10 protein-coding genes are annotated in these 13,147 nt (G+C 62.2%); 6 read left to right on the top strand and 4 right to left on the bottom strand.

Features of this window, described 5'->3' with window-relative positions; genetic code table 11:
- Positions 1-264 precede the first annotated feature (264 nt).
- The 4 genes from ACOYW2_RS20240 to ACOYW2_RS20225 form a co-directional block, all read right to left on the bottom strand.
- Positions 265-585, bottom strand: a complete 321-nt coding sequence (locus tag ACOYW2_RS20240) for a YggL 50S ribosome-binding family protein (RefSeq protein WP_180139396.1) — start codon at positions 583-585, stop codon at positions 265-267.
- Between the two features lie 132 nt (positions 586-717).
- Positions 718-1,650: a DUF4129 domain-containing transglutaminase family protein gene (locus ACOYW2_RS20235; protein ID WP_482771063.1), complete on the bottom strand. Its 933-nt coding sequence runs from the start codon at positions 1,648-1,650 to the stop codon at positions 718-720.
- Positions 1,651-1,749: 99 nt separating this feature from the next.
- The gene (locus ACOYW2_RS20230; protein WP_482767744.1) at positions 1,750-2,751 is read right to left on the bottom strand and encodes a TgpA N-terminal domain-containing protein; all 1,002 of its coding nucleotides are present in this window, start codon (positions 2,749-2,751) and stop codon (positions 1,750-1,752) included.
- A gap of 708 nt (positions 2,752-3,459) precedes the next feature.
- Positions 3,460-4,680 (bottom strand): AAA family ATPase, encoded by a 1,221-nt coding sequence (locus ACOYW2_RS20225; RefSeq protein WP_482767742.1) that lies wholly within the window; start codon positions 4,678-4,680, stop codon positions 3,460-3,462.
- A 315-nt stretch (positions 4,681-4,995) separates the two neighbouring features.
- Between ACOYW2_RS20225 and ACOYW2_RS20220 the strand changes: the two genes are divergently transcribed.
- The 6 genes from ACOYW2_RS20220 (at position 4,996) to ACOYW2_RS20195 (ending at position 13,134) form a co-directional block, all read left to right on the top strand.
- Complete coding sequence (locus ACOYW2_RS20220; protein ID WP_482767741.1) at positions 4,996-5,835, top strand: HAD hydrolase family protein; 840 nt, start codon at positions 4,996-4,998, stop codon at positions 5,833-5,835.
- Between the two features lie 424 nt (positions 5,836-6,259).
- A complete protein-coding gene (locus tag ACOYW2_RS20215) occupies positions 6,260-6,658 on the top strand; it encodes a TetR/AcrR family transcriptional regulator (protein ID WP_482767740.1) in 399 nt (132 codons plus the stop codon).
- Entirely contained in the window at positions 6,655-6,915 is a 261-nt protein-coding gene (locus tag ACOYW2_RS20210) for a hypothetical protein (protein WP_482419745.1), read from the top strand. Before ACOYW2_RS20215 ends, ACOYW2_RS20210 begins: the two co-directional genes overlap by 4 nt.
- Complete coding sequence (locus ACOYW2_RS20205; protein WP_482767739.1) at positions 6,912-8,336, top strand: efflux transporter outer membrane subunit; 1,425 nt, start codon at positions 6,912-6,914, stop codon at positions 8,334-8,336. The genes ACOYW2_RS20210 and ACOYW2_RS20205 overlap by 4 nt, the downstream gene beginning before the upstream one ends.
- Positions 8,337-8,377: 41 nt before the next feature.
- Entirely contained in the window at positions 8,378-9,517 is a 1,140-nt protein-coding gene (locus tag ACOYW2_RS20200) for an efflux RND transporter periplasmic adaptor subunit (RefSeq protein WP_482767738.1), read from the top strand.
- Positions 9,518-9,966: 449 nt separating this feature from the next.
- The gene (locus ACOYW2_RS20195; protein ID WP_482767737.1) at positions 9,967-13,134 is read left to right on the top strand and encodes an efflux RND transporter permease subunit; all 3,168 of its coding nucleotides are present in this window, start codon (positions 9,967-9,969) and stop codon (positions 13,132-13,134) included.
- The last annotated feature ends 13 nt before the right edge of the window (positions 13,135-13,147 follow it).

The following is a 13,147-nucleotide window of genomic DNA, read 5'->3' as shown; positions in this document are numbered from 1 at the left end:
AAGGCTGATGCATCGCGAGAGCGCGGTCCGTCATCATTTCGTGGTTTTTTTGTTTTTAAGGGCAGTTTTTTGTGATGCCATGGCTGGTTTGCGAGGGAGAGCCGGATGACTCGGGTGAGAAGGGGATGAGATCCCGACGCCGGCCCGGGAAGCCATGGAACGGTATGGGCCTGTGACGGGCCCGGGGCGAAGGTGCGGTTCCTGAATAGGTCAGGGCGGACGAAGGCGTCCATGATCGCGCCTTCGCCCTATTTTTTTGTGGGCCTAAGGGTACCAGGCATCCACCAGCTCGCCCACCTCAAAGGAGACGACCTCGTCGCGCTTTTCGAGCCAGGCGTTTGCCAGGGCTCGGTGCTCGTCGGTGACGCTGCCGCGGGTGGCCAGAACCACGAAACCGGCAAAGTCAAAACGGTCTCCGCCGCCGCCGAAATCCAGGCCGTTGGGATCGATCACTTCATCCAGAAAGGACTCCACAAAGGCGTCCAGGGCCTCGTTGGTGTTCTGGTCGGTGAACTTGATGGTGAGGTTGAAGCCAAACTCCTGGAACTCACCCACGTGCAGTTTTTTTCTCAGTCGTTTTTTCATGGTGGTGTCATTATCCTAATTTGATGGTTTACCCATGTTGTCGTGTTGTATTGGCGCCCCAGCTTACACGAATTCAAAGGGGACGCAATACAAAAAATCGCTTGATGCCGATCCGTTAGGGGGCTGCTTTTCCTAAGGCCCGGTTTTGGGGGATCGGGGGCGTATTTTGCGCGGGTTGAACCGGTTCACCGCCCGCCTCAGTTCCTGTGGCCTTTCGGTGCTGTCACCACCCGGGCCGTAGGTGAGGGCCACATAAAGGCGGATGATCCTGCGGGCCTCGGGGTAAAGGTGGGGGGCCTCTTTCTTGATCCGGTCGAGGAAGTCCAGGGGGCCGGTGGCCGGGTGGCGGGTGATTTGTTCTTTTTCCATTTTCTTTTGAAACAGCGCCCAGCTGGCCCGTACCGGTGGGATTTTGGTGCGGCTTCGCAGCTCCAGAATCAGCCAGGCCAGACCAAAGACAGCGCAGCAGAGGGCAACCCCCCAGGCTGCGGCGGCAACCCATCCTTTGGCGGATCGGGACGAGGCGCCCAGTTTTTTAAGGAACGCCTCCTGGAGGCTGCCGGAGTACCCGATGACCCGCGTGTCCCAGTGGTAGTTGAGTGCATCCCACCCCAGGCTGAGTCGCTGGAGCCCCCGGGCCAGGAAGGAGGCGCCGTCGCCGATGAAAAAGGAGGGGCGGTCCGCCTCGGGAAGCCCGAAGCCCGCCCCCCGCTCCACTCGGTCCGGGGCCACGGCTGACGTGGGGTCCACCCGCACCCAACCCTGTCCTTTAAGCCAGACCTCCGCCCATGCGTGGGCATCGGCCTGCCGGACGATGAGGTAGTTGCCCATGGGGTTGACGGTGCCGCCCAGGTAGCCGCCCACGATGCGTGCCGGAACCCCTGCGGCCCGCATGAGAAAGACAAAGGCCGAGGCGTAGTGTTCGCAAAGCCTGTCGGTGTCAAAGAGGAACCGGTCGATCCTCTCCCCGGGAGAATAGGCGAGGAGGTAACCAACCCGTTGGTGCCGAGATAGGCCAGAGCGCTGTCCACCACCTGGCGGGCATCCGTGGCCTGGGCCCGCCAGCGACGGGCCAGGCGGCGGCTTTGGGGGTTTCCCCCGGCGGGCAGGCGGGTGAACACAGCTTCCCAGGGGGCAAAGGGCCCGGTGGTGTAGGCGGTGAAGTCAAAACCCGGAGGGCGTCTCGAGGCCGCCCTTGGGCTTTTGCATGGTGTGGTCCGCCAACTGTGCCGTGCCCTTGGGCAGGGTGACGGGAAGGTCCAGGGGAAAGAGACGGTCCGTGTTTTTGGTTTCCACCATGATTTCGTAGGACGCAAGGGGGCCGGAACCTTTGACCGTTGCCCCCGATGGGGGGCGGATGGCGGCGCGCCAGGAGGTGCCGTTGAAGGTCTGGAAGACGATGCCCCGGAAGTAGCGCTGGTCCGAAGCGGGGATGACTCCGTCAAAGGTTACCCGGAAGACAGGGGCCTGGCTTTTGACCATCTGAGAGACGCTGCCCGGGGAGAGGGTGGTTGAAAACCCCGAGGAGGCGCTTCTGGTGGCGGTGATCCCGAAGAGGCTGCCGTCGATGCGCGGGAAAAAGAAGAAGAGGACCAGGGTGAGGGGGACTGCCTTGCCGGTGATGGCCCCCGATACCTTGAAGGCCTCTTTTAAGGGGACCGCAGGGCAGTTGATGCGCAGCAGGATGGCGGTGATGTGGATCATGGCCGCCACCATGTACGCTGTCATCACAAGGGAGGCGGAGAAAAAGAGGCTGGAGACCACCATGAAATAGGCAATGAAAATGGCGATGAACAGGTCCCGCTCCCGCCGGGTCTCCAGGGGCTTCAAACCCGCCATGACACACAGGAGGCTTGCCCCGAAGCGGTTGTCGATGACCCCGTTGCTGGAGACAAACACGCAGGCAAACCCCAGGAAGGTGAGGCACACGCGGGAAAGGGTCCGGGGCAGGGGCCACCCCTTGGGCTCGGACAGGACCGCATACCCCCAGAACCCCACACACCAGACAGGGATCCAGGGGCTGAGGTGGGTCATGTGGGGAATCAGCCCGGCCGCAAGGGCCGCCACCAGCAGGGGCAGGGTGCCTTTTACCGCCTCTTCCCTGGGATGGCGGCCCTTTTTTGTTGAAGACGTCGACACGGTGGTTGGTCCAACCCTTTCTTTCATGTTCTCATGGCAAGATGCTTTCGAGGTGGCTCACCTCGACGCCGGAGGCACGCTTATTGTTAATCGCTTGGTGGCATCATGGCCAGGGCGGTGAGGCATTGGTCCCGATGGGGGACGCTGGCCGGGGCACCCGGAGTGATGGCTATGCCCGGGGCCGAAAGGCCGTAAGGGATTCCTTGCCGGTGGGCTTCCAGCACCAGGTGGCAGAGGTGGCTGATGCGGGCTTCGGTTCCTGTTGTCCGGATGAGGTCCCAGGAGAGGGTCACGGCGTGGTTCTGCTCTGCCTCAAAGGATTTGGTCCAGAGTCCCTGGCCCCGGGCCAGGGGCTTCCAGGCAATTCGGCTTCCGGGGTCCCCCGGCCGATAGGTCTTGAGTTCCCTGAAGTCGCCGGTCTCGGAGTGGGGAGAGGTGCCTGCGCCTTGCCCAGGGGTAGGGGCTGCGGCCGTTTCAAAGGCATGGGGCAGGGGCGCGGGAAAGACAAGGCAGTGGGTGTCCAGCCGGATGCTTACCCAGGTGCGGAAGAGTCCGAAGGGGTAAGTGGACTCCACGACGAGGGGCGGGGGCCGGAAGCGTCCTCGCGTCAGGGTCTCAAGGGGCAGGCGGAAGGTGACGGTTTCCCCTGCCGGGATGTCCCGCACAACGCGTCCCTGGTTTTTAAAGCCTGCCGAGACCCTGTAGCGGGGGGCTGCATCGGCTTTGACGGCCAGCTCAAACCAGAGGGGCTTGCCCGCAAAGACAGGGACGTGCTTTTCCGATACCAGGGTGAGCACCTTGATGTTTTTCTGGGTGTAGAGGGTGGACATCAGGGCCATGGAGGCCAGGAGAAAGGCAAAGAGAAACCCGGGGTTGTTGGTGTAGTTCAGGGCCCCCCCGATCATGGCTGTCACCGCGCAGGCAAAAAGGAGTCCCCGGCCCGTGGGGAGGATGTAAATGCGCAGGGCCCTGATCCCAAGGGGAAGGGGCCGTCGGGGTCCCCGGGAGGTGAACCGGAGCAGGGCGTTTGCCGCGGCGACTCTCACGGGACGGGACCTCCATGAGCAGGTCCTGGAGCTGCCGGAAGGAGTATTCGGACCGCGTCTCCCGGGACTGGAGCCGGTGTCCGGCGATGTAGGGGAAGACAGCCTGGAGGTCTTCGGGGATCACGTGGTCCCTGCCGTTGAGGCAGGCCCAAGAGCGGGTGGCGTGGAGGATGGCCAGCCCGGCCCGGGGGGAGAGACCGTGGGTGAAGTGGGGGGCGTTCCGGGTGAAGTCAAGGAGGTCCTGCACGTAGTCCAGAAAAGCGGCGGAGACATGGATGGCGGCGATGCTGCTTCGAATGGTCATGACCTGCTCGGTGTTCAGCACCGGCCTGATTTTTTCAATGGCGTGCTTTCGGTTCCCGGTTTCAAGGAGTTCGCGTTCGGCTTTGCGGTCCGGATACCCCACGCTGATTCGCATGAGGAACCGGTCGAGCTGGGACTCGGGCAGGGGAAAGGTGCCGGACTGCTCCAGGGGGTTCTGGGTGGCGATGACGAAAAAGGGCTTGGCCAGGGGGTAGCTGTTGCCCTCAACGGTGACCTGCCACTCTTCCATGGCCTCCAGAAGGGCGCTCTGGCTCTTGGGGGTAGCGCGGTTGATCTCATCGGCCAGGAGCACCTGGGTAAAGATCGGCCCCTTGTGAAAGACGAAGCTGCCGCTGGCTTGGTCGAAGATGGAGACCCCCAGGAGGTCGCCGGGGAGCATGTCGCTGGTGTACTGCATCCGGGTGAAGCCAAGCCCCAGGCAGCGGGAGAGGGCCTTGGCAAGGGTGGTCTTGCCGATGCCCGGCCGGTCTTCGATGAGGAGGTGTCCACCGGCAAAGAGGCAGGTGATGGCAAGTTTTACCTCGTGGGTTTTGCCGAAAACCACCCTGCTCATGGCGGAGATGATGTCGTCAAAGGCTTTTTTCATGGCGGCCTTTATATCATTGTATCAGGCGGGCCGGGGCCCGGTTGCGTTTGGCATGGTTCCAGAAGGCGTTGGGTGCTGATCTCCTTCAACGGGGATGACCACAGGTGGTGATCCGGTACGAAAGGGTATCAATTTTTTGATGATACGTGGTTGACGGTGCCTTCGTCAAATCTTTCCGGCTTTCCGGGGGCTCTTCGGGCGAGCGGTTTGTCGTTGATTGAGACGCGAGATGTTTCATGGTACGCTATGACGTTTGATGGGGCCGTCTTGTGGGGCCCCATGCCATGAAACCTGGAAAGGAAAAAGGAACGGCCCATGCAGCGCATGATGATTACGGATTTTGACGGGACCCTGTTCCGCAGCGACCGCACGGTGGCGGATGAGGATCTCGAGAGCCTTCGGCGGCTGGGTGAGCAGGGCATCATCCGCGTCATCGCCACGGGGCGAAATCTGTACTCCTTCATGAAGGCCGCCCCTGCGGATCTGCCCGTGGACTACCTTGTCTTCTCCACCGGGGTGGGTATTGCCCGCTATCCCGATCCGGCGGCCAACATGATCCGGGAGGCGAGCCTCTCCCATGAGGCCTGCCTGTGCATCAAGGGCGTCTTTGATTCCTTTGGCCTGGATTACATGGTCCACGGGGCCGTGCCCGAGGGACATCGCTTTGTCTACCACCGGCACGCCCCGGAGAACCCCGACTTCGATACCCGTCTCTCCTTTTACGACGGGTTTTCCGAGCCCATCAACGGGCACTTTTCCGGCCCGGCCTCCCAGTTCCTGGCCATTACCCGGGAGGTTCGCGCCAGCTCTCTGTTTGCCGAAATCACCGAGGCTCTGGCCGATTTCACCGTGATCCGCACCACCTCGCCCTTTGACGGCACCAGCACTTGGCTGGAGGTGTTCCCCAAGGGGATCTGCAAGAGCGAGGCGGTCTCCTTTCTTGCCGAGCAATGCGGGGTTTGCCCCTCTCAGACCATGGCCGTGGGCAACGACTACAATGACGAAGACCTCCTTCACTGGTCGGGCAAGGGGTTTGTGGTGGCCAACGCGCCGGACGACCTGAAAGCCTGCTTTGCCTCTGTTTCCGACAACGACACCTGCGGGGTCTCCGAGGCCTATCGGTCGCTGGGCGCGTTACTTTTCCGCTCCTGCTGACCCGGGATATGTCATACGCAAACCACCAAATAAGAGCAGGTGGGTGAGGGCCGCCGATTGTTGAGGTATTTCAAAAACCCACCATGTAATTCACCGTTTTCTGCTCGACCCGTGAAATATTCGGTCTGGGGTTTGCACCACCCTCCGTCCTCCTTATTCTAAAAGAGCCTTCACGGTCCGTGGTTGCGGGCGGGGGCTGCTCTGGTTCTTTTCATATCTCTTCCGGTTCTATTCAGATGAGTTCCGATACGTGTGCCCTGGCATGCACATGTCCTGCCGTCTTGCGGGCCTTTGTCGGCTTTGCCCTTCGTCTCCCTTGATCGTTACAAAAGAGTTTTTTAAACATTTGTTTGAAATGAACAGTTGATTTAAACATATGTTTGAATTAAGCTGAGTCAGAATCGAAAACATGCCGGGATATGGTGTGGTTGAAGCGGATAACTGGAAGAGGAGACGAGAGATGGCGGTGGAAGAGACCAAGGCAAATATTCTGGACGCAGCGGAGTCGTTTTTTGCGGAGCTGGGGTTTCACGGTACCTCCCTCAGGCAGATTACCGAGCGCGCCGGGGTCAATGTCGCGTCGGTGAATTACCACTTTGGCAGCAAGGAGAACCTCATGGACGCGGTGCTCCGAAGGCGCCTTGAGCCCCTCAACGCCATTCGGCTGGCCCGGCTGGATGCCGTCAGGGCCGAGGCGACTGAGGCCGGTGAGCGTCCGTCGGTGCGGGCGGTGATGACGGCCCTTATCGAGCCCACCCTCCGGGCGGTTGTCCAGCCAGTTTATTATGAGCCGCGTCTAGCTCTGAGCACAAAGGGGCCATGATGGAACGTGTGGGCCCGTTGATCGAGCCCCTTCTCAAGCAGTACTTAGAGACCCTCTGGGAGGCCCTCCCGAACCTGCCCGAAGAGGAGGTGGTCTTGAGGTTACGGATGTCCCTGGGGGCCATGCAGCACGCGATCCATGCGGTGCGCGGGCACCAGACGGACTCCTGCCCGAAGGAATTGACCACGGCCATTCCCGAAGACGAGGTGGTGGACTCCCTCATCGATTTTGTTACACGGGGCATGGAGGACACATGAAACGAAGATGGATGATGGTTCTGGCCCTTGGCCTGGGGATCCTTTCAGGCTGCTCCGTCCATGACCGGACAGCGCCCGGGGCCCTGGCCGAGGAGGCCTCGGATTTACGGGAGGCAGGGGATAAAACCCCGCGCCCGGAGGTGGACTGGTGGCTTTTTCTGGAAGACGAGACTTTGAATACGCTGGTGGAGACGGCCCTGGAGGAGAACCCCACCCTGGATAGAGCCGCGGCCAACGTGCGAAAGGCTGATGCGCTGCTGGGGGCGCAAAAAGCGGCGGATCTTCCCGGGGTCAATCTCACCGGTTCTGCGGGCCGCGCCCGCACCGAAGGGTTCATGGCCGGGATCTCCAACTCCTGGAACCTCTCGGCGGCGGCCTCCTACGAGCTGGACCTCTGGGGCGGCAGGCAGGCCCTTGAAAATCAGCGGGCCCTGGATCGGGAAGCCTCCCTTGCCTCCCTTTCCGAAGCCCTTGTGACCGTATCGGCTCAGGTGGCGGACACCTGGTACCTCCGCCTTGAGCGTCAGGTGCAGCAGGATCTGTCCGAAGAGCGGGTGGCCCTGCGCCGGGAGCTGCTGGAGATGATTGAGTGGCGTTACGGCCAGGGCACGGCCACGGCCCGGGATGTCTACGACACCCGCACCGAGCTGGCCGTGGATGAGGTGACCCTTGCCAGGTACCGCACCGACGTGGCTGTGGCCGACCATGCCCTGTCTGCCCTGCTCAATCGCAAACCCGGCGGCCTTGAGGCCGTTGTCCCCGGAATATCGGACAAGCCCCTTCCCACCATGGCTCCCCTGGCCCGGGATCCCCTTTCATCACGCCTGATCCTCGGACGACCCGATATGGTCCGTGCCATGCTGGATGTGATGAAGGCCGATGAGGCCGTTGCCGTCTCTCTGGCGGACCGGTTTCCCACCTTCAGCCTCACGGCCGGGTACGGCAGGGCCGGAGACGGCTGGGAAGCGGGGTCCAACAGCGGCCCGGTGTGGAACATCGGCGGTGAGCTCCTGGCCCCCCTCATCGACTGGGGACGGCGAAAGTCCCTGGTGGAGGCCGACAGGGCTGCCTTTGACGATGCCCTGGCCCGGTACCGTACCACGGCCCTTACCGCCTTCACCGAAGCGGCGGACGCCCTCACCCGGTGCCGCAACGGCGAGCGGGAAGACGCCCGCCTCAAGGAGTCCCTGGATGCCTCATCGGCCACCACGGCTTACGTGACCAGCCGGTATCTGGAAGGCGCCTCGGATTACCTGACCCTGATGATCGCGCGTATCGCGGAAAATGAAGCCCGGAGCCGCCTGGCAACCAGCCGGCGCCTTCTCCTGTCCAACCGCATCGGCCTGGCCCGTGCTTTGGGAGGGTCTTTCAGCGACACATGGGTTGAGACGTATGTGACGACACACAGAGAAACGGAGTAATGGTCATGGAAGATGAACGGCGGTCGAGCAAGGAGAGAACCATGGGACAAAACTGGCGCCCGCGGCTGAAATGGATCCTGCCCCTGGTGATCCTGGTGGCGGGGTTTCTGGTGATGCGTGTGATGATCCACCTGAAACGGGCACCGGAGAGGACCACGGCCGAAGAGCGGGGCCAGCTGGTGGAGACCGTGCCCGTCACCCGCGCCGAAGGGCGGGTGCGCATCGTGACCCAGGGCACGGTGGTGCCCTTCCAGCAGATGGACGTGGTGCCCAGGGTGTCGGGGTATGTGACGGCGGATCACATGGAAGTGGGCAAGTCCTTTGTCGCAGGGGAGGTGTTGTTCACCCTGGATGACGAAGACTACCGCCTGGCCGCTGTCAAGGCCGAATCCCAGGTGGCCCAGGCCGCTCTGGCCCTGGCCGAGGTGCGCTCCAAGGCCCGGTCCGCCAAGCTGGAGTGGGAGCGGATGCCGGGCCGTGAGGGCATGACTCCTTCCCCCCTCTTGCTCTATGAACCTCAGCTGGCGTCTGCCAAAGCCCAGCTTGAAGGGGCAAAGGCCGATCTTGCGGCACGGCGCCTGGATATCGCGCGCTGCACGGTGAAGGCCCCCTTTGCCTGCCGGGTCCTTGCCGAAACCGTGGCCCCGGGCCAGTTTGTCTCCCAGGGCATGACTGTGGCCCGCCTCCTGGCCTCGGACCGCATGGACGTGGTGGTGCCGGTGACAGCCGAAGAGCTGGCCTGGGTGGACCCGGAGCAACACGAGGTCCGGGTGAGCCTGACGGCGGGTAAAGAAAAGGCCCTTCGCACCGGACGCCTGGTGAGGCGCCTGGCCGACGTGGACCCGGACGGCCGCATGGCACGGCTCCTGGTGAGGGTGGAAGCCCCTTTTAAGGATGAGGTGGCCGCCGTGGTCCCCGAGATGTACGTGGGGGTGGAGCTGACGGGCAGGCCCATTGCCTCCGGTTTCTCCATTCCCCTTGAAGCCCTGGTGGACGGCAAATGGGTCTATGTCCTCACCCCGGAAAGCACCCTGTCCGTGCGGGAGGTGACCGTGGTGTGGCGCCGCAAGGCCCGGGCCATTGTCACAGGTCCCCTTGCGGAAGGTGAGCTGGCCATTACCTCCGGGGTTGCCGGGGCCGCCCCGGGCATGAAGCTGAGGCAGTGGCAGGCAGCGCCCTGATCGGGGTGCCTCCGGCGGGCAGGGGATACATCCCCTGCACCCCAGTATTGCGAATGCTCCCGGCCTTCGTTCCTCAGGCCGATTCCATTCGCTGAGGGGCTTTGCCCGATATGAATGCCCATGGTTTGTGCGGGGTGGTCCACAAAGAAGAATGTTTGGTAACCATCCCCCTCAAAAAAAAGCCTCGGGCGGAGCCGCCGGAGTTATTCCGCTTAGAGCCAAGCGAAAACCCCATGAAGGGCATGGGGTTTTCAGGCGAATGACATAGGTCTTTGCAGCAAAATCGGTTGCCATATGTCATACCCCACGCGAATGCACCGAAAACGTCAGTATGGTGTCCACCTTCATGCATTCGCCATAGGGTTTCAAGGTGCCCTCCACCTTGCGTAGAAGGCGATGTCAGGGCAAGTATTCAAACCTATAACGTTGTGTGACCCTTAGGTGCCGAAATGAAAAAATGGATTGAATGGATGGCCAACAATCATGTGGCGGCCAACCTGTTGATGATGGTGTTTGTGGTGGGCGGTCTGATCAAGGGCCTGGGGGTGAAGCAGGAGGTGTTTCCCGAGATCGCCCTGGACAAGGTCCGGGTGGAGGTGGAGTACCTCGGGGCGGGCCCCGACGAGGTGGAAGAGGGCATCATCCTGAAGATCGAGGAGGCCATCTCCGGCATCGACGGCATTGACGAGCTCTCCTCCCAGGCCTTCGAGGGCCGGGGCAGCGTCATCGCCGAGCTGCGCACCGGGGTGGACCCCAACGTGGTGCTCCAGGATATCAAGAGCGAGGTGGACCGCATCACAACCTTCCCGGAAGACGCGGAGCAGCCCATTGTCAGTAAAATCTTAAACCTTCAGGAGACGGTGTCCGTGGTGGTCTACGGCGACCTGCCCGAACGGACCCTGAGGGAGCGAGCCGAGATGGTGAGAAACCAGCTCCTGGACCATCCCAAGATCACCCAGGTGGAGCTGGGCGGGGTGCGGCCCTACGAGGTGACCGTGGAGGTGACGGAGGAGAACCTGAGGCGTTACGGCCTCACCATGGAGACCGTGGCCGCGGCCGTTCGCCAGGCCTCCCTGGACCTGCCCGGGGGCACCATCAAGACCCGCAGTGGAGAGATCCTGCTGCGCACCAAGGAGAAACGCTACAAGGCGGCGGAGTACGCCGATATCGTCATTGTCCGGGGAGGCAACGGGGCCACGGTGAGGCTTGGAGACATTGCCGTACTCACCGATGGCTTTGAAGACACCGGCACCTACGCCCGTTTTGACGGCAAGCCCGCGGCCATGATCAACGTCTTTCGGGTGGGCGATCAGAAGCCCACGGAGATCTCCGATATCGTGCTGGCCTACGTGGACGAGCTCAACGCTCAGTGGCCGGACTCGGTGCGCGCGGCCGTGTGGAACGACACCAGCGAACTCCTGGAGAGCCGCCTCAATCTTTTGAAGAAAAACGCCCTTTTGGGCCTGTGCCTGGTGATCATCGTGCTGGGGCTCTTCCTGGAGCTGCGCCTGGCCCTCTGGGTGATGCTGGGAATTCCCATCTCCTTTATGGGCGCCTTGATGCTCATGCCCTCCTTTGATGTCTCCATCAACATGATCTCCCTGTTTGCCTTTATCCTGGCCCTGGGGATCGTGGTGGACGACGCCATCGTGGTGGGGGAGAATATTTTCGCCCATCGCGAAAAGGGAAAGCCCTTTCTCCAGGCCGCCATCGACGGAGCCGCCGAGATGTCGGTTCCCGTGACCTTCTCCATCCTCACCACCGTGGCCGCCTTTCTGCCCATCGCTTTTGTGGCCGGGACCATGGGCAAGTTCATGGTGGCGGTGCCCATCGTGGTGATTTCTCTTCTCCTGGTCTCCCTTGTGGAGAGTCTCTTCGTGCTTCCCGCTCACTTGAGCGGGGGATCGGCCAAGCCCCTTTCCGGCCCGGTGCTGGGGCGCATCGATGCGGTGCGGGTCCATTTCGGGGAGCGGCTGGAACGCTTTGTGTCCGGCCCCTATAAGCGTACCCTGGACCTGGCCCTTGCCCATCGGTACACCACCTTTGCCATCGGCATCGCCCTGCTTTTGATGAGCGTGGGGCTGGTTCGGTCCGGCCTTATCAAGTTCACCTTCATGCCCGAGGTGGAAGGGGAGCGCATCACCGCGGCCCTTCAGATGCCCGTGGGCACTACCCTGGAATCCACGGGCCGCCAGACCGACATGCTCATTGAAACGGCCATGGAGGCCGTGGCCGAGATGGATTCAGAAAATCCGGGGGAGCCCACCATCTTTCGCCATGTTTACGCCATCGTGGGCGGTGCCATGGCGGCCACCGGGCCTGGAAACGACGGCGAGGGCGCTGCCTCCTCCACCAACATCGCCCAGGTGGCCCTGTTCCTGACCCGGGCCGAAGAGCGCTCCGTACCCATCAGCGAGGTCAAGGCCCTGTGGAGGAAAAAGGTGGGGGAGATCCCCGGCGCCGATTCCCTGACCTTTACCACGGACCTGGTGCAGATGGGCGCCGACATCGATGTGGAGCTGCGGCATGTAGACTACCGGGTGCTGGAGGCTGCCGCCGAAGAGGTGAAGGCCTATGTGGCGGGCTACCCGGGTGTCACCGACATTGAGGACAACTTCTCCCCGGGCAAGGGGGAGATCAAGTTCACCCTTACGGACGAGGCCAAGACCCTGGGCATCACCGAGGCGGACTTTGCCCGGCAGGTGCGGGGCGCTTTTTTCGGCAGCGAAGCCTTGCGCCTGCAGATCGGTCGCAACGAGGTAAAGGTGAAAATCCGCTACCCGGAAGGGGACCGCAGGCTTATGCAGACCCTCACCGCCATGCGCATCCGCACCCCCGGTGGAGGGGAGGTCCCCATTGCCCGGGCCGCCCGGTTTGACCGGGGCCGGGGCTACTCCACCATCACCCGGAATAACCGCAAGCGGGTGGTGAACGTCACGGCCACGGTGAACGCCAAAGAGGGCAACGCAGGGGAGATCAACGCCGATATCCGGGAGAAGCTGCTTCCGGGCCTCATGGCGACCTACGACGGTCTCTCCTATGGGTTCGCAGGGGAGGAGAAAGAGAAACGCGAGTCCCTGGGGAGCCTGAAAGAGGGCTACCTCCTGGCCCTGTTTGCCATTTATGCTCTCTTGGCCATTCCGTTTAAAAGCTACGGCCAGCCCGTGATCATTATGTTCGCCATCCCCTTCGGCATTGTGGGGGCCATTTTCGGCCACCTTCTCATGGGCTACAACCTGAGTATGCTGAGTCTCTTCGGCGTCATCGCCCTCTCCGGGGTGGTGGTCAACGACTCCCTGCTCATGATCGACCGCATCAACACCAATCGGGCCAGGGGCATGACCATCCTCGAAGGGACCCGTGAGGCCGGTCAGCGACGGTTTCGTCCCATTCTTCTGACCTCGCTCACAACCTTTTTCGGCCTCGTGCCCATGATCCTGGAGACCAGCGTCCAGGCCCAGTTTCTCATCCCAATGGCCATCAGCCTGGGCTTCGGCATTCTCTTTGCCACCCTCATCACCCTGCTTCTCATCCCGGCCCTCTACATGATCCTTGAAGACGCCAAAAGGGTCTTGGGCTTGGGCAGGGAGATCCGTCGAGGCGATATACCGTCTTGATGGACTCGGTGTG

It is taken from the genome of Desulfoluna sp. CLI2B (assembly GCF_056847375.1).
Note: the sequence above shows the minus strand (reverse complement) of the source record. Positions and strands in the feature narration are given on the sequence as shown.

Coding starts and splice junctions, on each gene's coding strand:
- ACOYW2_RS20240 (WP_180139396.1), bottom strand. CDS start 585: ATGAAAAAACGACTGAGAAAAAAACTGCACGTGGGTGAGTTCCAGGAG.
- ACOYW2_RS20230 (WP_482767744.1), bottom strand. CDS start 2,751: ATGAAAGAAAGGGTTGGACCAACCACCGTGTCGACGTCTTCAACAAAA.
- ACOYW2_RS20225 (WP_482767742.1), bottom strand. CDS start 4,680: ATGAAAAAAGCCTTTGACGACATCATCTCCGCCATGAGCAGGGTGGTT.
- ACOYW2_RS20220 (WP_482767741.1), top strand. CDS start 4,996: ATGCAGCGCATGATGATTACGGATTTTGACGGGACCCTGTTCCGCAGC.
- ACOYW2_RS20210 (WP_482419745.1), top strand. CDS start 6,655: ATGATGGAACGTGTGGGCCCGTTGATCGAGCCCCTTCTCAAGCAGTAC.
- ACOYW2_RS20205 (WP_482767739.1), top strand. CDS start 6,912: ATGAAACGAAGATGGATGATGGTTCTGGCCCTTGGCCTGGGGATCCTT.
- ACOYW2_RS20200 (WP_482767738.1), top strand. CDS start 8,378: ATGGGACAAAACTGGCGCCCGCGGCTGAAATGGATCCTGCCCCTGGTG.
- ACOYW2_RS20195 (WP_482767737.1), top strand. CDS start 9,967: ATGAAAAAATGGATTGAATGGATGGCCAACAATCATGTGGCGGCCAAC.